Here is a 22262-nt window from a genome sequence, read left to right as displayed (position 1 = left end):
GGATTGTTCCATGATTTTAGTACCCATAATGTTAACTTTAGTCGCTATTTTTGGTAGGCTTAATTACCTAAATTTAACTTAATGATTCGCCTACAGACATTCATCATCGCATTCGCCATGCTGTTTACAGGACTCGCATCCTATGCCCAGCAAACAGATTCCGCCTATATCAGGGAAAACTTTACTAAAATTGAAAGAAATATCCCCATGCGGGATGGAGTAAAGTTGTTTACAGCCATTTACATCCCTAAAGAAAAAAATCAAAAGTATCCTTTTTTGTTAAACAGAACCCCTTATACGGTATCGCCCTATGGTGAAGGGAATTACAAAACAAGCCTGGGTCCCTCCCCCGGCCTTTTGAAAGAGGGTTTCATCTTTGTTTACCAGGATGTACGTGGAAAATGGATGAGTGAAGGCGAATTCGTGGATGTGAGACCACATGTAAAAAATAAAAAGGGCAAGAAAGACATCGATGAAAGCTCAGACACCTATGATACGATCGACTGGCTGCTTAAGAATGTAAAACCCAACAATGGAAAGGTAGGTATCTATGGAATATCTTATCCGGGTTTTTATTCTACGACTTCATTGCCGGAAGCTCATCCGGCATTAAAAGCTGTTTCACCGCAAGCTCCTGTTACCGATTGGTTTATCGGAGATGATTTCCATCATAATGGTGCCTTTTTCCTTGCTGATGCTTTTAACTTTTATTCCACTTTTGGTGTGCCACGCCCAAAACCGATTACCCCTGACAAGGGCCCCAAGGCTTTCCAACATCCGATTAAAGACAATTACCGCTTTTTTATGGACCTTGGTACGGTTAAAAATGCAAACAAAAAATACTTTGGCGACTCCATTAAGTTTTGGAACGACCTGATGGCCCATGGCAATTATGATGAGTTCTGGAAAGCAAGAAATATCACGCCACACCTCCGCCAGGTGAAACCTGCGGTATTGGTGGTGGGTGGCTTTTTTGATGCTGAAGACACTTATGGAGCCTTAAAGACCTATAAATCTATTGAAGAGCAGAATCCTGCTGCAACAAATAACCTGGTGATGGGCCCCTGGTTTCATGGTGGTTGGGTGAGAAGTACGGGTGAACAATTCGGACATATGGAGTTCGGGCAGCCAACCAGTACCTGGTATCAACAGCATGTGGAACATCCTTTTTTCATGCATCACCTGAAAGGAGCACCGGATTTAAAACTTGCGGAGGCTACTATTTTCGTTACTGGCAGCAATGAATGGAAAAGTTTCGACACCTGGCCACCAAAGGATACCGAAAGCAAAACATTGTATTTCCATGCGGATGGTAAGTTGAGCTTCACAAAACCTACTGTTACAACCAGCTTTGATGAATATGTGAGCGACCCACATGCACCTGTGCCCTACCAGGCTGGTGTTCAGCCACAAAGAACCAGAGAGTACATGATTGACGACCAGCGCTTTGCTGCCCGCCGGCCGGATGTGAAGGTTTACCAGTCCGATATTTTAACTGAAGATATTACCCTGACAGGTAATTTAACGGCAAATTTATTGGTTTCCACCACGGGTACGGATGCAGACTATGTAGTGAAATTGATTGACGTTTACCCGGAAGATGCCTTGGCCCCAAAGAACAGCCCTGATGTAGTGATGGGGGGCTACCAGATGTTATTGCGTGGTGAAATTATGCGTGGCAAATTCCGTAACAGCTTTGAAAAGCCTGAGCCATTTGTGCCTGGAGCGGTTACCACGGTGAAGTATGCGCTTCCTGACGTGGCACATACCTTCAAAAAAGGACATCGTATCATGGTGCAGGTGCAAAACTCCTGGTTTCCACTTGCAGACCGCAATCCACAGAAGTTTATGGATATTTACACTGCCGAGGATAAAGACTTCCAGAAAGCCACCCATCGCATTTATCATGATGCCGATAATGCTTCTGGCTTAAATGTGACTATTTTGAAACCTTAAACTGAAGACAACTTCATCACCTTTGAATAACAATAAATAAACAGATGAAAACGGAAGTACATTTGATGCATAGTGCATCCATCCTAGATCCATTGTTAGCTGATGACTACTTCATTATCAATTAAAATATATACATTCTGATGAAACGAAACCTCTACATTCTTCTGACGCTCTTGTTCTGTACATCTTCTGTACAGGCACAATTGATGCAGCCGAAAACTACTTTTACCCGTGCCGACACACTTCGTGGCACACTTACTCCCCTGCGGACTTGCTATGACATCAATTATTATCATTTGGATGTTAAAGTGGATATTGACAACAAATTTATTTCGGGCAGTAATGAATTTGCTTTTACGGCGATGGAGGATTTTGACAAGCTACAGTTCGACCTGTTCGAAAACCTGAAAGTGGAGAAAGTGGTATATAAAGGCTCAGATCTTCCTTTTACCAGGGAATTCAATGCTGTGTTTGTTACTTTCCCAAACACCATCCGCAAAGCCTCGAAAGAAAAGTTTAAGGTTTATTATTCCGGTCATCCTGTCGTTGCAAAAAATGCACCCTGGGATGGCGGGTTTATCTTTAAAAAAGATAAGTCTGGTAAACCATGGGTTTCCGTTGCTTGTCAGGGTTTTGGTGCCAGCAGCTGGTGGCCAAACAAAGACCATCAAAGCGATGAAGTGGACAGTGTGCTGATCAGCATCAGTGCACCTGCAGGCTTAAAAAGTGTATCCAATGGACGCTTGCGCAGTATCAATAAACGCCCGGATGGCTACACACAGTTCAACTGGTTTGTGAGCAATCCGATCAACAACTATAATGTTACCTTTTACATCGGGGATTATACAAACTGGAAAGATGAATACCAGGGTGAGAAAGGTAAACTTACTTTAGATTACTGGGCACTGAAAACAGATAGCGCAGTGGCAAAACCACATTGGGATCAGGATGTAAAGCCCATGCTGAAGTGTTTTGAAAACTGGTTCGGTCCCTACCCCTTTTATGAAGACGGTTACAAACTGGTTCACGCACCACATTTAGGGATGGAGCATCAAAGTGCCGTCGCTTATGGCAACCAGTTTAAAAATGGTTACCTCGGTAAAGATCTGTCAGGTTCAGGTTATGGCTTAAAGTTCGATTTTATTGTAATCCATGAAAGCGCCCATGAATGGTTTGGCAATAACATCACCTCTAAGGATGTTGCTGATATGTGGATCCATGAAGGTTTTACCAATTACTCTGAAACGCTTTATACCGAAATGCAAAGCGGAAAGACAGCCGGAACGGCCTATGTTACAGGCATCCGCAATAATATAGAAAACGATATTCCGATTATCGGTCCTTACGGTGTCAATAAAGAAGGGTCAGGAGATATGTATTACAAGGGTGCTAATTTGGTGCACATCATCAGGCAGCTGATCAATAATGATGACAAGTTCAGGGCTATTTTGAGAGGGATGAACAAGACGTTTTATCACCAAACCGTGACCACTGCTACCATTGAAAACTACATCGCGAAGGAAAGCGGCTTGAAGCTCGATAAGATCTTCGATCAGTACCTGCGCCATGCGGATATCCCTGTTTTAGAATATAAAATTGACAATGGCAAGCTGCATTACCGCTGGCAATCAGCCGTTAAGGGTTTTGACATGCCGCTAAAAGTGTCACTTAAAAAGAAGAGCTTTGATTATATCTACCCTGGCAGCGATTGGAAAAGCACAAAGGTCGCCAGTTCAATTGGTGAGCAGGAATTTAAAATAGATGCCAACTTTTATATAGCCGTAAAAAATGTAAAATAATTTCAGCCGGCATGCAACTATTTTAGAATAATTTGATCTTATATAAAATAAGCAAACATTAATGAATGTAAATATGAAAACATTAAGCAAACTTTTATCCCTTGTCTTGATCTTAACGATCTCGGCCTCTGCTCATGCAGGTACTTATCTAAAATCAGAACCTGGAACAGTTCAAAAACAAGAGGAACGAAAATTGGGTAGTTTTAAAGGCATTGCTATTAGTGGTCCCCTTAAAGCGTTTGTCAAAATAGGTAGTGAAGAAAAGGTCCAGCTTGAAGGAGATCCGGAAGCAGTAGCCCAGCTCATCACCGAAATTAAGGATGGCATTTTGATCATCAGGCCAAAAACAAAATGGAAAGACTGGAACAGAAAATTCGACAATAGCCGGGTGACCGCTTATGTTACGGCGAAAAAGCTCAGTTCGTTAGTCATGAGTGGATCTGGAAGCATTGAAGTACAGGGCCCCCTTAACAGCACGTCACTAGCGACAACTTTAAGCGGATCAGGATCTATGAAAGTTCCTGCAAATGTCAATTCATTAACTGCCGTGATCAGTGGCTCAGGCAATATCGAAATGAATGGAAAAGCCAACGATGCCAGTATCACCATTAACGGTTCAGGAAACTTTAAAGGTAATGCTTTAACGGTTGAAGTAGCCTCTACTCACATCAGTGGATCAGGCTCTATCTATGTGAAGGCCAATAAAAAGATTGATGCAGTTACTTCTGGCTCAGGAACAGTATATTACTCCGGCAACCCTACCATAGAAAAAAGAGTGGTGGGTTCAGGCGGCGTGAGGAGAAACTAAATCCTGCTTAATAAACCATAAAAAAGACCTTTCAGAAATGAAAGGTCTTTTTTATGGTATCAAAATCTATTAAGATCTAAAAATAAAGCTGTTTAAATTTCGATGTATAACAGCTTAACTATAATGATAGATTATACACCTAATAATAAACGTGCTGGATCTTCCAATAATTGTTTCACTCTAACTAAGAAGCCCACTGATTCTCTTCCGTCAATGATACGGTGATCATAAGATAAAGCTAAATACATCATCGGGCGAACCACTACCTCACCTTTTATAGCAATAGGGCGTTCAATGATATTGTGCATACCTAAAATAGCAGACTGAGGAGAATTGATAATTGGTGTAGACATCATTGAACCAAACACACCACCATTGGTAATGGTAAAAGTTCCACCAGTCATTTCATCGATAGACAACTTGTTATCACGGGCTTTGGTAGCCAGTTCTACAACACTTTTTTCAATTTCAGCAAGGCTTTTGCTTTCCGCATTCCTGATCACAGGAACTACCAATCCTTTAGGTGCAGAAACGGCGATCGATACATCAACGAAATCATTGAAGACCAATTCCTCACCATCAATACGGCCATTAACAGAAGGGAAATCTTTTAAAGCTTCACAAACAGCCTTGGTAAAAAAGCTCATAAAGCCTAAACCAACACCGTACTTTTCTTTAAACTTATCTTTGTATTTACCACGAAGGTCCATAATTGGCTTCATGTCAACCTCGTTAAAGGTAGTTAACATTGCTGTTTCACTCTTCACGGCAACCAAACGTTTAGCAACCGTTTTACGAAGAGGTGTCATTTTTTGTCTGCGTTCATTTCTTGAACCAGCAACAGCAGCTACTACCGGAGCGCTTGGCGCAACAGCTTTTGCAGGCGCTGCTTTTTCTGCTTTTACAGCATCTTCCTTCGTTATACGACCGTCAACACCAGTACCTGTAACCGCATCTGTTGAAATTCCTTTTTCAGAAAGGATCTTCCCTGCAGAAGGAGAAGGTGAACCCTTCGCATAGCTTTCACCTGATTTTTCTGCTACCGGAGAAACAGACTTCTCTTCAGCAACTACTTCTTTTTCTTCAACCGGAGATACTGCTGGAGCAGCACCACCTTCTTCAATTGTACATACGATAGCACCAATTGGCAATGTATCGCCTTCTTCGGCTACTGTCTTTAAAGTTCCTGCTTGTTCAGCAGTTAATTCGAAAGTTGCTTTATCTGATTCCAGCTCAGCAATAACTTCATCCATTTCAACTGCATCACCATTATTTTTTACCCAGCGGGACAAAACAACTTCAGTAATTGATTCACCTACTGGCGGAACTTTTATTTCTATACTCATAACTGATGTATTATTATATTTTAATCGACATTATATATTTTACTAACGGATTTTTTAGCAATCTTTTGCTCCTTGTCTGTCACAGGCATTTCAAAAGCTTTAGCTAAAATATAAGCCTGCTGATCAGCATGCTGTCTTGCAAAACCAGTGGCGGTACTGCTGCTTTCTTTTCTTGAAATAACTTCAATATCATTAAAACTAGTTTTTCTGACTTTACGAAGCAAATAAGGCCATGCACCCATATTTTCAGGTTCTTCCTGAACCCAAAGCGCTTCCGTCGCATTTTTGTAACCACTATAAACTGCTTCCATTTGTTGTAAAGGCAGAGGATACAATTGTTCTACACGCACTATCGCGACGTTTTTAATCTTATCGTTCTGTTGTTTTTCCAACAATTCATAATAGATCTTACCACTGCAGAAAAGCACCCTGGTTACATCATTTGCTTTTACATGAGCATCTGTAATAACTTCCTTGAAGTTACCCTGGGTAAATTCTTCCAGTTTAGACACACATGAAGGATGGCGCAATAAACTCTTTGGTGTAAATACGATGAGTGGTTTTCTGAAATCACGAGCGAATTGTCTGCGTAAAGCGTGGAAGAAATTTGCGGGAGTGGTACAGTTGACTACCTGCATGTTATAATCAGCACATAATTCCATGAAACGTTCAATCCTTGCAGAGGAGTGCTCAGGGCCCTGCCCTTCATAACCATGAGGCAATAACATCACCAGGCCATTTTCTCTTTGCCATTTAGTTTCTGCGCTGGCAATATATTGATCCACCACAATCTGTGCACCATTAAAGAAGTCACCAAACTGTGCTTCCCAGATAGTCAAGGCGTTAGGATTCGCCATGGCATAACCATATTCAAAACCTAAAACACCGTATTCAGATAAATGAGAATTGTAAATATCAAAAGGCCCTTGATTTTCACTCACATTTGCCAATGGGATATATTCTTCTTCAGAATCCTCAAGGGTAATTACCGCATGTCGATGGGAGAAAGTTCCACGCTCCACATCCTGACCGCTTAACCTTACTCGTTTACCTTCAGCTAACAAGGTTCCGTAAGCAAGTTGCTCGCCCATTGCCCAATCAAAAACATGGGTAGTATTTGCCATTTTCTTACGCTCATCAAAAAGCTTTTCGATCTTTTTAAAGAACTTTTTATCCGCAGGCAAGGTGCTGATCTTTTGAGCTATGCTTAATAACGTAGCTTCATCGACAGCTGTGTTTGGTGAAATATCAAAATCCTGTGCAGAAGCAATACGCATTTCTGACCAGGCACCACCGAACTTAACATCCTGATAAGTAGAAGTCAGTTCTTTTGCTTCGTTTAAACGCTCCTGTAAAATACCACGGAACTCTTTTTCCAGTTCTTTGGCAGCAGCATCATTCAAGTTACCTTCTTTAATTAATTGTTTAATATATATATCACGCGGATTAGCGTGCTGCTCTATGGCTTTATATAATAGAGGTTGTGTAAATTTAGGTTCATCAGCCTCATTATGTCCGAATCTACGGTAACACAAAATATCAATGAAAACATCATTTTTATAACGCTGACGGTATTCCATTGCTAAATTAATGGCATAAACCAATGCTTCCACATCATCACCATTTACATGAAAAACTGGAGAAAGCGTTACTTTAGCAATATCAGTACAGTAAGTACTGGTACGGGCGTCTTTATAATTAGTGGTGAAACCAATTTGGTTATTGATCACCAGATGTATTGTACCACCTGTTTTATAACCATCAAGGCCAGCCATCTGAATCACTTCATAAACAATGCCCTGGCCTGCAACAGAAGCATCACCATGTATTAATATCGGAGCAATACGGGAATTATCGCCACCATATTTAAAATCAACTTTAGAACGCGTCAACCCTTCTACCACCCCATTCACAGTTTCAAGGTGTGAAGGATTTGGACAAAGGCTTAAGTGAACATTTTTGCCTTTATTGGTACTCACATCCGTTGAATAGCCAAGGTGATATTTAACATCTCCTCCAAAGGGAGAAGAAGCGCTGTAACCCTTGCCTTCAAATTCTGCAAAAATATCTTTATAAGACTTTTGCATGATATTTGCCAACACGTTTAAACGTCCGCGGTGGGCCATACCGATTACAAACTCTTCAATGCCCAGATCAGCACCTTTTTCAATCACAGAATCCAAAGCAGGAATTAACGCTTCAGCACCTTCAAGAGAAAAACGTTTCTGACCGAGGAATTTGGTTCCCAAAAAGTTTTCAAAGCTCACTGCTTCATTTAACTTTTTCAGGATTCTTTTCTTCTCCTCGATAGAGAAGTTAGCCGTATTACGGCTGGTTTCCATCTTATCCTCAATCCAGGTCAACACCTCAGGTGTGCGCAAAAATTTATACTCAGCACCGATGGAGCCACAATAAGTTACCTCCAGAAAAGCAATAATATCTCTCAGTTTCGCTGCGCCAATCCCGATTTCAACACCTGAGTTAAAAACTGTATCCAGGTCTGCATCACTTAAACTAAAGTTCTCAAGATCTAAGGTAGGGAGGTGTTTCCGCCTTTCGCGAACGGGGTTTGTTTTGGTGAATAAATGGCCCCGGTTACGGTAACCATTGATCAAGTTCAAAACATTAACTTCTTTAAAGAAATGCTCAGGAGCCTGTGCATTTTCAGCATGATCAGGAGAGGTTCTTCCAAAGTCGAAACCTTCAAAAAACTTCTGCCATCCAAATTCTACTGTGTTCGGATCTTCTTTGTAAGTTTTATATAACGAGTCTATGTAATCGGCGTTTTCGCCGTTGAGATAAGATAAATTATCCATTATGTATGAAATTCTATAAGTCCAGTAAAATTAGGGTTTTACCTCATAAAACAGGCAAAATTCTTTATATTTCTTCAAGAAAGTCGACCATATCGCAAACATTCTTCAATGGAACAAGACGCTCTTTCCCAATGATGTCAAATTCAGATATTAGACTTCCCGCAACCAATAATGGGACCTTAAGGTTTTCCATTACCTTATTTATTATTTTATTAACATCTTTCCCCAGGTTGAGTGAAGTCAAAACGATAAAAGCATAGTCAGGCTCATAAGATTTAATCACCTTATCAATGTCTCCATAGGGAATGTCCTGTCCAAGGTACAAAACATGATGGCCGCACCTTTTCAATAAGTAACGTGCAAAAAGCAAACCAGTTTCGTGGGTTTCTGCTTCAGGAAGGAAAAGTAAAAACCGTTTAGGATCAGGCTTCACAGGTTTTTTAACTTTATCGATCGCGATGATCAATTGATCGCGGATCAGGTTAGCGGCGAATATTTCATGGGAAGGATCGAGCGTACTCGTTTGCCAAAGCATACCTACCCTTTTCATAAACGGAAACAACACGGTATCCATCGCTTTTACCAGGCCCATTTCCTTAATGCAGGAACCTAAAATCTTGGAAAAGGCATCTTCATCATATTTCAGGGTCGCCTCAGAAAGATTTAAAACCTGCACTGCATCATTGTTCCAGTTGGTTTTAAGCTGGGTAACAAGCGTATTGATCTGTTGAGGATTCATGCTTGCTATTTTGCTGATCTTATAACCGTTTTCATTCAGCGTCACAATATTCAAAAGCATTTTCAAATCCTGCTCATCATAATACCGGATATTAGTAGCCGTCCTTTTAGGAGGCACAAGATTAAATCTTGATTCCCAAGCCCGTAAGGTATGGGCTTTAATACCAATCAGGCCTTCTATATCACTTATTGAAAATCTCTTCACATTTATACAACAAAAGTTAAACAAATTGGTTTAAAATACAAACTATTGTTTAATACCAGGGCATACCATTAAAATTAAAAGACAAGAACCATTTTACAAGCTCGGAACGGGTACGTTTAGTAACTTAAACTGCTTATTTAAGTCGAACGCGCTCTTATTGGAGCCCGCTTTTTTCCCACCCCCTGCAACCGTAGCCCAATTACACCAGTTATTGGCAGGGGCATAGTCTATGGACTTTTCTTCAAAATATGCTGCCCCCTTCACCCAGTCGATTTTCAAGATATAAATAAGGTATGTGGAGAGTAACAAACGTGCAGCATGTGGTATAAAACCTGAGGAATTAAGCCTTCTCATATATTTATCCACATATTCATTACCCGTAGTTCCGTTTTTCCATTGTTCAAACAGGGTATCTTCACATGAGTCAGAAAGGGTTTGTTCAGGTTTCTGGGCAGAATCATTAAAAAAATGAGGGCCATGTTTTTTAAACATAAACCTGAAATAATCACGCCACAGTAAGCCAAGTAAAATCTGATTAAAATTAGCATTTGCCCCAAAGTTTTTCTCTGCCTCTTTTACCTTCCAGTATACCATCCTCGGAGACAAGCAACCATGAGCCAGCCATGCAGAAAGCTTTGAAGAGAAGCCCGGTTTTCCTGGTGTGCCTTTTAAAACCGCTTTTTGATAAATGAACGAACCTTCTTCGAGTAAGGATGTCAAATGAATCAATCCTGCTTCTTCTCCGCCAATGAGTTCTTCCTGGATATTTGCGGTCATTGCCCCTTCCGGCACAATTTCATCAATTGCAGGCAGGTCACCCCATTCCTCCACAGCGGCAAAACTAATTTCCTCAGGTGTTAAAAAGCAAGATTTAACAATGGCATCACGTTCGGTCTTCTTTTTAAACTGGGCAAAAACGTCTGGTATATCTTTAATAGGGAAAGGAAGGTCTTCTTTATTATATAAAGTATGACCTATAAAATGCCGCAGGTTGATTTTTATTTTCCAAAGGCGGTCTTCCACATCTGCAGATACCTGGGTTTCTTCATGTGCAACTTCGCGATGGTGAAATACTTCTGCAATCTCGTACTTTTCTACAAGTTCCGGCAAAAGTTCTTCAGGGTAACCTTTCATGACCAGCAAATTACCGCCAAGTTTTTGAAAGGCTGTCCTTAACGCAGCAACGCTTTCCAGGAGGAATTTAGCACGCACAGGACCTGAGTGATAGGTAAACTGTGGTGTTAACTGAAAATTCCGGGGATCAAAGATGTAAACCGGTAAAATATCATCAGATTTAGCAATGGCCTCCACCAGGATTTCGTTATCATGTAAACGAAGGTCATTTCTAAACCAAACTAATATCTTCTTGGATTTCATATTCAAAAGGTTATCATTGATAAAAAGTAAAAATAGGGCATTTTAGCTCCTAAAACTAGGACAAGTATCAATATTTACACAAGCGAAACAAAGTCCTGCTTTATAGCAAAATATAAAACTTATAAGCGATCAAAAGGTTATATTACATAATCATGAAAAAGCACATACTGATAACCGGCGCTACAGGGATGATTGGCAAAGAACTTTTAAAAGCATTGCAAAAAGAAGGTCATACCATCGCTGTACTGAGCAGGAAACGCGTTAAAATTAAAGATGTACAGGTTTACCTCTGGGATGTGTACCGTCAGAAAATAGATGCAGGCTGCCTGGATCGAGTTGATACCATTGTACATCTGGCTGGCGAAAACGTAGCTGAAAAGAAATGGACCAGGGAGCGCAAACAACAAATCATCGACAGCAGGGTATTGTCTACTCAACTTCTGTATAAAACCATCCGGGAAACACCTAACCAAGTCAAAGATTTTATCTCTGCTTCAGCAGTTGGTTATTATGGCGACTGCGGGGAAGAAATATTAACCGAAGAAAAGGACAATGGCTATGGTTTTCTTGCCGAGTGTTGTGAAAAATGGGAAAACGCAGTAGATAAAGGCAAGGACTTAAACCTGAGGGTGGTAAAAATCAGAACAGGCTTCGTTTTAAAAAAGGATGAAGGTGGTTTAGCCTCCATGGATAAACCGGTCCGATTCTTTGTCGGTGCGCCTTTGGGCACAGGGCAGCAATGGGTACCTTGGATACATATTAAAGATATGGTCAGGATCTATTTGTTCGCCATCTCCAACCCTGAAATGCAGGGCGCCTACAATGCCTGTGCACCTTACCCCGTCACCAATAAAACCCTGACAAAAGCCATTGCGCATACCTTAAACAGGCCGGTGTGGCCCATAAAAGTACCCGAGACTGTATTAAATGCCATCCTTGGTGAAATGAGCACTGTTGCTTTAATGAGCACAAATACTTCTGCTCAAAAATTGCTCGACAGGGGTTTTACCTTTAACTTTACCCAGCTGGATACCGCACTGAAAGATATTTACAACGCTGCTGATTACACTGAATGAAAGAAGAAATTGCTATTTGTTGGCTAAGAAGGGATTTAAGACTGAATGATCATGCCGCCCTCTACCATGCCTTGAAAAGTGGCATCCCGGTTTTACCGCTATTTATTTTCGATACTGTGATCCTGGATCAATTAAATGATGCTAAAGACACCCGGATTACGTTCATTCACCAGGCGCTCCAGGAAATTTCCACTCAGCTTACTGACTTAGGTTCTTCGATATTAATTAAACATGGAACACCGCTGGAAACATGGGCTGCACTTTTAGAAACCTATACTGTCAAAGCCGTATTCGCCAACCATGATTACGAACCTTATGCCAGAACGCGAGACAATGCGATTTCCGATTATTTAGCAAGACAAAACATTCCCTTTCTAACCTATAAAGACCAGGTTATTTTTGATAAAAATGAAGTGATTAAAGCTGATGGCACACCCTACACTGTTTTCACGCCTTACTTCAGGAAATGGCGAGAAAAGCTGGACGATTTCTATATAAAGCCCTACCCGGTTGAAGATTATTTCGGGCAGTTGTTTAAAACGGAAAAATTGCCTTTTCCGAGCCTCGAAGATATAGGCTTCAGCGCCGGAACACTGGCAATTCCCCCGGCAGATTTCGAATTGAAGCTTGATGGTTATGAAAAGTACCGTGATTACCCTGCAGCAGAGGCCACAACACGCATTGGTATCCATTTGCGTTTTGGCACCATTAGCATTCGCTATGCGGTATTAAAAGCACTGGAACACAGGGCAGAAAAATGGTTATCGGAACTGGTATGGAGAGAGTTTTACATGATGATCTTATGGCATTTTCCCCATACGGTGTCTGCTTCTTTTAAGCCGGCTTATGACCGCATCAGCTGGCGAAATGACGAAGCGGAGTTCAAGGCCTGGTGTGCCGGCGAAACTGGCTATCCGTTAGTAGATGCAGGCATGAAACAAATGAACAAAACGGGATTTATGCACAACAGGGTGCGGATGGTGGTGGCCAGTTTCCTCACTAAACACCTGCTGATCGACTGGCGATGGGGCGAGGCTTATTTTGCTGCAAAACTGCTGGACTATGAAATGGCCAGCAATGTTGGCGGCTGGCAATGGGCATGTGGTTGTGGCAATGATGCAGCACCTTATTTCAGGGTGTTTAATCCGGAACTACAGGCTAAGAAGTTTGACCCTGACCAAGCCTACATTTACCGCTGGGCACCTGCCTATAAAGAACAAAAGCATGTTCAGCCAATTGTTGAACATGCTTTTGCAAGAGATAGAATGTTAAAAGTATTTAAGGAAGCGCTAAATCAGTAAAGATTAATTCTTTACGTCAGTAACTTCTACATCGAAATCTAAAACAGCGTTTGGAGGAATCGAACTAAAACCTTCTTTTCCAGTAGCTCCAGTCGAGCCATAAGCTTCAATTGAAGGAGATAAAAACCTTACCTTTCCACCTTTGTTGATCATCGGAATAATTTTCTTCCATGAAGTTCTCACTCCAGGATCAGCCAAAGGTATTGCTACGCTGTCTACTAGTGTTGCCGAATCAAACGCTGATCCATCCAGAAGTTTACCTGTATAGTTAACAGAAACCACAGATCCTGCATTAATTGGTGAACCTGCTGTACCCGGTGCATTGATCACATAATAAATACCTCCAGGGCCCTTAGTCATACCAGCAATGCCTTTAGCGGCTATAAACTCCCTGATTCGCCTGTCATCAAGTGCAGTCTGTGTTTTCTCAGGCTCCGTGCTGATGGTTAAATCAATCACTTCATTTGAAGGGATATTGATCGTAGAAAAGCCGTTTTTACCAAAAGCCAGGTAAGAAGGCAATAGTATTCTCACGGTTCCACCCGGCTTTAATGCAAGGATCGAGGTCCTGATGGCCGGAATATTACTTCCGTTGAAGTTATTGGCATAACCAACCAGCGTTCCGAAATTGCCATTTGCAGGATCTGTATAATACGTAGTTCCGTTCAACAGGGATTTCAAATTGGTATGGTATAATACAGAATCTGTATTCTTAAAATTTTCGCCTGTACCCTGCGTAACGATCTGGTAATAAAAACCGGTACTGTCTTTAACGACGTCCAGGTTGTTAGCCCTAATATATTGTTGAATTTTTGCATCGTCAGTAGTTTCAATAGAATCATATTCCCTGGTACAAGAACCCAGAAACACGACCAGGCCAATTAAGGCAAGCGTATACGATACAGTAAGTTTTTTAAGCATTATTTTAGTTTTTTCTTATTAACTTCAATCAGTTCAACAGTAAAATCAAGAGGTGAATTAGCTGGGATCACCCCGCCTACTTCAAAATTCGCATAAGCCATTGGCGAAGGAATTAACAATCTGATCTGACCACCTTTTTTCATCAGTGGAATACCTCTCTGCCAGCCTTCAATTACACCATTCAATGGAAATTTAATAGGTTCTGTCGTCGTTTTATCGAAAACTGTGCCATCTAGAAGACGGCCCTCATAGTTTACCGTTACGGTATCAGTCGATTCTATCGTTTCAGTTCCGGTACCTTCTCTCAACACCTGGTAAAACAAACCATCATGTTTTTGTACGTTGGACAAAGCATTTGTTGTCACAAAAGCTTGAATAATTTCGGTGTCAGTTTGCAACTGCGCTTCCCTGTCATATACATCTGCCTTCTGACAAGCAGAGAAGCTGAGCACCAATGCGATTGCCGCCAATAAAATCTTGTTTTTTACCATAATGCACAAAAATAGTCTTTTATTGGTGACGTCGCAATTTTTAACCAATTTTAACAAATGCTACAAAAAAGCGCCCTTTAAAACACAAAGGGCGCCTGCATTACCGAGACATTATCTTTAATCAGCGAGAAAAAACCGCTGAAGTTTTCTAATAACAATATTTATTCGCTGCAATGAGGTCCTGTGCAACCTGTTGGCGTGCATTTTTAACATTGAAAGCTTCCTGTTTAGTAAACCTGCGCAGGCCCACCATCATCATCCGCAATTCATCACCTTCGGCAAATGCCCATAGCGCTTCCTTACCTGCTTTTTGGATCCCATCAACCGCCTCTACAAAATAAATGCGCATCAAGTTCAACTGACCTTCACAAGTCGCCTCTCCTCTCAAGCTTACCAGTTTTTCTGTCCTTAATAAAACAGACTCAGCAACATATACATAACTTGCCATATCCGCAATGTTCATTAAGATCTCCTGTTCTTTAGACAAGCTCATCATTAATTTCTGAACCGCAGCGCCTGCAACCATTAAAGTCGCTTTTTTGAGGTTTGTAATGACTTTCTTTTCGGCAGCAAATAAAGTATCATCTTCTTCCCCAAAATCAGGAATAGACATCAGCTCTCCGGCAACCGCTGTAGCTGGTGTCATCAAATCCAGCTCGCCCTTCATGGCACGTTTCAACATCATATCTACCGTAAGAAGCCTGTTGATTTCATTTGTACCTTCAAAAATACGGTTTATCCTTGCATCACGATAGGCGCGGTCCATGGGTGCATCAGCAGAGAAGCCCATACCACCATATATCTGCACCCCTTCATCAACCACAAAATCCAGCACTTCAGAACCCCATACTTTCAGGATCGCACATTCTACAGCAAACTGTTCCGTAGATTTCAATTTTGCCTTCCCTGTATCCATCCCACCAGCTACCAAAGCATCAAAAGCATCATCAATGTTCTGTCCCGCACGATAGTTAGCCGATTCTACAGCATATATCTTGCTGGCCATTTCTGCCAGTTTATGGCGTATAGCACCGTATTTGGAAATAGGGCGCTCAAACTGAACACGCTCGTTGGAATAGTTAATGGCGTGGTTAATCACAGATTTAGAAGCTCCTATGGCTGCTGCCGCCAGTTTAATCCTTCCAATATTTAAAATATTCACAGCGATCTTGAAACCATTCCCACGATCAGAAAGCATGTTCTCTACCGGAACAGGGCAGTCATTAAAAAACACCTGCCTTGTAGATGAGCCTTTGATGCCCATTTTATGCTCTTCAGGATTCATGGTGATGCCTCCGAACTCACGCTCTACGATGAATGCAGTCAGGTTTTTATCATCTTCAATCTTGGCGAAGACAATAAAAATGTCGGCAAAACCACCATTGGTAATCCACATTTTTTGTCCGTTAAGCAGGTAATGCTTACCATCGGCAGCCATTGTCGCTTTCGTTCTTCCAGAATTGGCATCAGAACCCGCGTTAGGCTCCGTTAAACAATAGGAAGCCTTCCACTCCCCTGTGCCCAGTTTTGGGATATATTTAGCCTTTTGATCCTCATTACCGTAGTAAAGAATAGGCAAAGTACCAATTCCGGTATGTGCCGATAAGGCCACCGCAAAGGAATGCCCCGCACCGATCACATCTGCCACCAGCATGGATGTGTTGAAGTTCTTTCCAAAGCCGCCAAACTCCTCAGGAATAGAGACGCTTAAAATACCAAGCTCGCCAGCTTTATCCATCAAAGCAGGCATTAGCCCTTCTTCCATTTTATCAATACGATCAAGATTAGGCTCCACTTCTGCCGCTAAGAAATCACGGCAAGTCTGGGCAATCATGTTTTGTTCTTCATCAAATTCTTCAGGAATGAAGACATCCTGGTAAACGGTGTCCTTGATTAGGAATTCACCACCTCTAATTGTTTTTCTTGCTGTAGTTTCCATAGCTTAACCTCCAGATTTCTTATGATAACATTTCAAAAATACCCGCGGCCCCTTGTCCTGTGCCTACGCACATGGTGACCATGCCATATTTTTTATCTCTTCTTTTCAATTCATTAAACATTTGCACCGACAGTTTTGCACCTGTACAGCCCAGCGGATGGCCAAGGGCGATGGCACCGCCGTTTACGTTGAGGACATCAGGATTAATGCCCAGTTCCCTTGAAATTGCAATAGACTGTGATGCAAAAGCCTCATTCAACTCGATGAGGTCAATTTGATCTAAAGTCAACCCTGCCATTTCCAAGGCTTTCGGAATCGCATAAATAGGTCCGATACCCATGATCCTTGGCGGAACCCCGGCAACACCATAGCTCAGCAGTTTGGCAATAGGCTCCACACCCAGTTCCTTCAGCTTACGTTCAGACACCACCATTACAAAGGCAGCACCGTCAGATGTTTGGGAAGAATTGCCTGCAGTGACGCAGCCATTGGCAGCAAATACAGGTTTTAATTTCGCCAGTTTCTCCAGGGAAGTATCAGCTCTGGGGCCTTCATCAGTATCCACCACATAACTGCGGCTTTGTTTTTTCATATGGCCATCAAGGTAATTTTCCGTTACATTGATCGGTACAACACCATCTTTCAAATGACCATTTTTAATGGCCTCCACAGCTTTACGATGCGAGTGAAAAGCAAATTCATCCTGATCTTCACGGCTCACTTTATATTCCTTGGCAACCGCCTCGGCGGTGAGCCCCATCCCCCAATACCAATCAGGGTTATTTTTAGCCACATCTGCATTTGGAACAAGTTTCCAGCCACCAAAAGGCATTCCCGACATGACCTCTACCCCACCGGCAATGATACAGTCGGCCATGCCGCTTTTTATTTTAGATACTGCCGTAGCAATAGTTTCCAGTCCCGAGGCACAATACCTGTTCACCGTCACGCCAGGCACCTTATCCGTATTCAAGCCCATTAAAGAGATCATACGTCCGATATTTAATCCCTGTTCAGCTTCTGGTGTCGCATTGCCGACAATGACATCATCAATTTCTTCCTGGTTTAAATTGGGCACCGAAGCCACCAGGTGTCTGATTACTTCAGCAGCTAAATCATCCGCTCTTGTAAAACGAAATGCACCACGTGGCGCCTTGCCCACTGCGGTACGGTATCCTGCTATAATATATGCTTCCTGCATGTCTTTATATTTTATAAATTAATTTCTTAGTGGTTTTCCCTTAGTCACAATACTTTGTATCCTTTCCAACGTTTTCCGTTCTCCGCAAAGCGATAAAAATACTTCCCTTTCCAGGTCCAGTAAATATTGTTCAGTTACTTCGGTAGGTGCGGATAAATCGCCACCACACAATACATAACCCAGTTTTTCTGAGATTTTTTTGTCGTGCTCAGAAATGAAATTACCCGAGTACATGGAATTAGCACCGGCATAAACAATGCCCAGGCCCTGTTTACCCAATACCCGGATATCTTTACGCCTCACCGGTTGTGTATAACCTGCCTCTGCAAGTTCAATCGCTTTTTCTTTGGCATCGGCAATTAACCGGCTCCTGTTCATAGAAATAGCATATTTATCTTTTTGTAAATAGCCTAGATCGCAGGCCTCCTCAGCAGAAGTGGAGACTTTGGCCATCCCGATGGTCAAAAAACGTTCCTTCAGGATGTTCTGTACAATCTGGTCTTCTTTAAACTCATCTGAGGCACGCAAAGCAAATTCTTTGGTACCACCACCACCGGGAATTAAGCCTACACCAAATTCCACCAGTCCCATATAAGTTTCAGCATTCAGCTGCACATGATCTGCATGTAAACTAAACTCACAGCCGCCACCCAAAGCCAAATTATGCGGCGCCACCACCACGGGAATAGAAGAATAGCGAATGCGCATGGACGTATTTTGAAAAGCTTTTACAGCCATGTTCAGCTCATCCCATTCCTGCTCAACAGCCATCATGAAAATCAGGCCTACATTGGCGCCAGCAGAAAAGTTAGCCCCATCATTACCAATCACAAGCCCTCTATATTCTTTTTCAGCGAGGTCTATGGCTTTATTAATGGCTTGCAAAGTATCGCCGCCAATGGTATTCATTTTTGAATGGAACTCTACATTCAAAATGCCATCACCCAAATCGATGATAGACGCTCCTGCATTTTTCCACACCGTTTTATTGCAGCGCAGGTTGTCCAGAATGATAAAAGAAGAAGCCCCCGGTACGGCCTGGTAAGTTTTGGAAGGGATATCATAATATTTTTTAACCCCATCCTCCAACTTGTAAAAAGAAGTATGTCCTGCATCCAGCATTTCCTGTACCCAGCCTGCAGCACGATGGCCATAAGCTTTCATCCCCTCCATGGCTTCTTTTACGCCGACAGCATCCCACAGCTCAAAAGGACCTAAGTCCCAGCCGAAGCCGGCACGCATGGCATCGTCTATACGGTACAATTCATCAGAAATCTCGGGGATGCGATCAGATACATATTCAAACAAGCCAAAAGAAGAAGCCCTGAATAATTCTGCGGCCTTATCCTTGCCTGTCGCAAAAACCTTCATGCGGTCCTTCACATTTTCGATCGACTTGGTTAAATCTAATGTAGCCGATTTTACTTTCTGTTGCGGACGATATTCCATCGTCTTCAGGTCCAGCGCTAAGATTTCCGACTGCCCGTTTTCGTCTTTTATTTTCTTATAAAATCCTTGTTTGGTTTTATCACCTAGCCAGTTGTTCTCCGCCATCTTTTGAACATAGGCGGGAAGTTTGAACAAGTCATGTGCTTTATCCTCGGGACAATTGTCATACAAGCCATTGGCCACTTTAATCATGGTATCTAAACCCACCACATCAGTGGTACGGAAGGTAGCAGATTTTGGCCTGCCTAATGCAGGGCCAGTAAATTTATCCACTTCCTCCACAGTAAGGTCCATTTTCTCAACAAGGTGCAGTAGTGACATGATGGAATATACCCCCACCCTGTTGGCAATAAAAGCAGGTGTATCTTTACAAAGAACCGTTGTTTTACCTAAGAATTTATCACCATAATACATTAAAAAATCAACGATTTCCGGCTTCGTTTCCGGGGTTGGAATAATTTCCAGCAAACGTAGGTACCGTGGCGGGTTAAAAAAGTGCGATCCACAGAAATTAACCCTGAAATCATCACTTCTACCAGCAGCCATTAAATGAATAGGGATACCGGAAGTATTGGAAGTAACCAAGGTTCCCGGTTTACGGTACTGCTCCACCTGGTCGAATACCTTTTTCTTGATCTCCAGATTTTCAACAACGACCTCTATGATCCAGTCATAACCAGAAATTTTAGACATATCATCTTCAAAATTACCGGTGGTAATTTTATTCAAGACTTTTTTTGAGTAAATAGGAGAAGGGTTGCTTTTCACAGCATTCTGCAGCGCCATGTCTACAATGCTGTTTCTGGGCCCTTCTTTGGGCACAATATCCAACAGCAAAACCTCAACACCAATATTTGCAAAGTGACAGGCAATACGAGAGCCCATGATACCTGAACCCAAAACGGCTACCTTATTAATCTTTTTATTTATCATCGTCTGAATCAATTGTATATGCTAAAGTGAGTTTGTTTAATTTCTGTAAGGTAGTGGCCAGGTTATTTCGCTCACTCACAGTTAAATTTTCAGTGAGGTAATCATTAAATGATATAACTACGCTTTTTGCCAGTTGCCGCTTCTCCCGCCCAAGCTCCGTAAGGTAAACCTTTACAGATCTTTTATCGCCCGCCGACGTTTCCCGGTATATCAAACCCAAGACCTCCATGTTGGTTAATATCCTCGACATGCTGGTTGCTTTAACGCCCAGCAGACCTGCCAACTTAGAAACAGGCGTCCCCTCTTTCTCTATATTAATCAACACATAACCAATAGCTTGTGTAATGCCAAAGCCTGACGCAATCTGGTTATACGTATTGGCCATGTTTTGCCACACCACCTTTAATAAATAATCTATTGTTTCCTGTTGTTTCATTAAATACTATGCTTGCATAACAAAGCTAACTAATATAAACTTTGATTGCAAGAATAGTTTAGCAAAAAAAGCACGAAAATAAAAAGGCCGGATCTTTACAGATCCGGCCTTCATTATTCAGTTATACAGCTTAGTATAAAGTAAATTCTACTCTTCTATTTTTCTGACGACCGTCTTTAGTTTTGTTAGATGCTATCGGTTGGTTTGGACCATAACCTGTAGCTTCAATTCTTGAGGAATTAGCACCCTGACCTACTAAGTAGGCTTTAACTGCTTCTGCTCTTTGTTTAGATAAACGTAAGTTCAATTTCATAGAACCTGTATTATCAGTATGACCAGCAAGTTTCAAGCTAAAGTTTTTCTCAACCAATAAAGCAGCTACCTTATTTAAAGTTGGGAAAGATCTCGGTCTCAATGTAGCTTTACCCAAGTCAAACTCTAAGTTTCTGATGGCTTCATCAACAACTTTACGATCTGCTTCAGTAACGATCACTTTAGTGGTCGTAGATGAAACTTTAAGCGGACAACCAGAACCGTCAACAACAACTCCTTTAGGCGTGTCAGGACATTTATCTAATTTATCAGCAACACCATCGCCATCGCTGTCTTTTAAAATGTTATCCATATCAGCTCTTAAACGTGCGTTTTCAGCTTTTTGAGCATCAAGATCACCTTTAAGGGCATTGGCAGTTTCCTTAGCAGCTAAAGCTTCATCGTAAGTTAAAGCTACCGGATTATGCCAAGCCAGTTGTTTTTCTCCACTTCCAAGTGAATATTCTAAACCAGCATAAGCATAATTATACTTGTCGTTGTTAGTGCCCCTGTATGTTGCATCAAGGTTATCACCATCAACAAAACTCACTGTCCAACCAAGATCAAGGTTTACTTTATCTGCTAATTTAAATTTAGCACCTAAACCTACTGGAACAACCAGCTCTGAAATATTATCTTCAGTATACTGAGAAGTTACGCCAGCACGAGTAACCTTCGTTTTATAACCTGCTAAACCAGCACCAGCAGATGCATATAGTTGCATCATATTTTCTTTTTTAAACATGTCTATATTAAACATGTTCACGACAGCACTTAAACTTGCTGTATAATTCAAGTCGGTTTCAAAAGCAGTGTTGCCACCAGTAATGGCTACGCCATTATCAAAGGCCTCCTCATTGTCACCACTTAGTTTACCTCTCATCCCGTCTAACTTCAAAGAGAAATACGGTGTAATTTGTTTTTTTATGTAAATGCCATAACCCAAATTGGTTTTCCAGTTAGAGAAATCGTTCTTACCACCCAGCGGAGAAATCGGAGATAATGCACCTGCATTCACACCAATTGACCATGTATTTAACTTGTTAGAAGGGGTAACAGTTTCAGTATCCTGTGCATGAACAACATTTGCCATCAACACAACAGCAAAAGCTGAAGAAAGGCATTTAATAAAGCTTTGTTTCATAATGCGAAAATTAA

Annotated in this window: 16 protein-coding genes; 5 read left to right on the top strand and 11 right to left on the bottom strand. The window is 41.7% G+C overall.

Annotation, left to right across the window (positions count from 1 at the left end; genetic code table 11):
* Positions 1-81 precede the first annotated feature (81 nt).
* The 3 genes from WG905_RS04725 (at position 82) to WG905_RS04715 (ending at position 4563) form a co-directional block, all read left to right on the top strand.
* Positions 82-1956, top strand: a complete 1875-nt coding sequence (locus WG905_RS04725; protein WP_339590554.1) for a CocE/NonD family hydrolase — start codon at positions 82-84, stop codon at positions 1954-1956.
* 140 nt (positions 1957-2096) lie between these two features.
* On the top strand, positions 2097-3755 hold the full coding sequence (locus WG905_RS04720) for a M1 family metallopeptidase (protein ID WP_339590553.1): 1659 nt from the start codon (positions 2097-2099) through the stop codon (positions 3753-3755).
* Positions 3756-3828: 73 nt separating this feature from the next.
* Positions 3829-4563 (top strand): head GIN domain-containing protein, encoded by a 735-nt coding sequence (locus tag WG905_RS04715; protein ID WP_339590552.1) that lies wholly within the window; start codon positions 3829-3831, stop codon positions 4561-4563.
* A gap of 131 nt (positions 4564-4694) precedes the next feature.
* Here WG905_RS04715 and odhB read toward each other — a convergent pair whose 3' ends face one another.
* The 4 genes from odhB to WG905_RS04695 all read right to left on the bottom strand — a co-directional run bounded on the left by odhB (position 4695) and on the right by WG905_RS04695 (position 11045).
* Positions 4695-5909, bottom strand: coding sequence for a 2-oxoglutarate dehydrogenase complex dihydrolipoyllysine-residue succinyltransferase (odhB, locus tag WG905_RS04710; RefSeq protein WP_339590551.1), 1215 nt, complete (start codon positions 5907-5909; stop codon positions 4695-4697).
* A 20-nt stretch (positions 5910-5929) separates the two neighbouring features.
* A complete protein-coding gene (locus WG905_RS04705) occupies positions 5930-8725 on the bottom strand; it encodes a 2-oxoglutarate dehydrogenase E1 component (protein ID WP_339590550.1) in 2796 nt (931 codons plus the stop codon).
* 64 nt (positions 8726-8789) lie between these two features.
* On the bottom strand, positions 8790-9668 hold the full coding sequence (locus WG905_RS04700) for a MerR family transcriptional regulator (RefSeq protein WP_339590549.1): 879 nt from the start codon (positions 9666-9668) through the stop codon (positions 8790-8792).
* Positions 9669-9761: 93 nt separating this feature from the next.
* A complete protein-coding gene (locus WG905_RS04695) occupies positions 9762-11045 on the bottom strand; it encodes a DASH family cryptochrome (protein ID WP_339590548.1) in 1284 nt (427 codons plus the stop codon).
* A 152-nt stretch (positions 11046-11197) separates the two neighbouring features.
* Here WG905_RS04695 and WG905_RS04690 point away from each other — a divergent pair, with 152 nt between their 5' ends.
* Entirely contained in the window at positions 11198-12121 is a 924-nt protein-coding gene (locus WG905_RS04690) for a TIGR01777 family oxidoreductase (RefSeq protein ID WP_339590547.1), read from the top strand.
* Entirely contained in the window at positions 12118-13422 is a 1305-nt protein-coding gene (locus WG905_RS04685) for a cryptochrome/photolyase family protein (protein WP_339590546.1), read from the top strand. Before WG905_RS04690 ends, WG905_RS04685 begins: the two co-directional genes overlap by 4 nt.
* 3 nt (positions 13423-13425) lie before the next feature.
* Here WG905_RS04685 and WG905_RS04680 read toward each other — a convergent pair whose 3' ends face one another.
* The 7 genes from WG905_RS04680 to WG905_RS04650 all read right to left on the bottom strand — a co-directional run bounded on the left by WG905_RS04680 (position 13426) and on the right by WG905_RS04650 (position 22248).
* Complete coding sequence (locus tag WG905_RS04680) at positions 13426-14343, bottom strand: FKBP-type peptidyl-prolyl cis-trans isomerase (RefSeq protein WP_339590545.1); 918 nt, start codon at positions 14341-14343, stop codon at positions 13426-13428.
* Positions 14343-14834 (bottom strand): FKBP-type peptidyl-prolyl cis-trans isomerase, encoded by a 492-nt coding sequence (locus tag WG905_RS04675; RefSeq protein WP_339590544.1) that lies wholly within the window; start codon positions 14832-14834, stop codon positions 14343-14345. The genes WG905_RS04680 and WG905_RS04675 overlap by 1 nt, the downstream gene beginning before the upstream one ends.
* Positions 14835-14982: 148 nt before the next feature.
* A complete protein-coding gene (locus WG905_RS04670; protein ID WP_339590543.1) occupies positions 14983-16773 on the bottom strand; it encodes an acyl-CoA dehydrogenase FadE in 1791 nt (596 codons plus the stop codon).
* 19 nt (positions 16774-16792) lie between these two features.
* Complete coding sequence (locus WG905_RS04665) at positions 16793-17974, bottom strand: acetyl-CoA C-acyltransferase (RefSeq protein WP_339590542.1); 1182 nt, start codon at positions 17972-17974, stop codon at positions 16793-16795.
* An 18-nt stretch (positions 17975-17992) separates the two neighbouring features.
* On the bottom strand, positions 17993-20356 hold the full coding sequence (locus WG905_RS04660; RefSeq protein ID WP_339590541.1) for a 3-hydroxyacyl-CoA dehydrogenase/enoyl-CoA hydratase family protein: 2364 nt from the start codon (positions 20354-20356) through the stop codon (positions 17993-17995).
* Complete coding sequence (locus WG905_RS04655; RefSeq protein WP_339590540.1) at positions 20346-20792, bottom strand: MarR family winged helix-turn-helix transcriptional regulator; 447 nt, start codon at positions 20790-20792, stop codon at positions 20346-20348. Before WG905_RS04655 ends, WG905_RS04660 begins: the two co-directional genes overlap by 11 nt.
* A gap of 130 nt (positions 20793-20922) precedes the next feature.
* Entirely contained in the window at positions 20923-22248 is a 1326-nt protein-coding gene (locus WG905_RS04650; protein ID WP_339590539.1) for a DUF6089 family protein, read from the bottom strand.
* Positions 22249-22262 lie beyond the last annotated feature (14 nt).

The organism is Pedobacter immunditicola (assembly GCF_037482985.1).
GTDB classification, from domain to species: domain Bacteria; phylum Bacteroidota; class Bacteroidia; order Sphingobacteriales; family Sphingobacteriaceae; genus Pedobacter; species Pedobacter immunditicola.
This window is presented reverse-complemented; position numbering and strand designations above follow the sequence as displayed.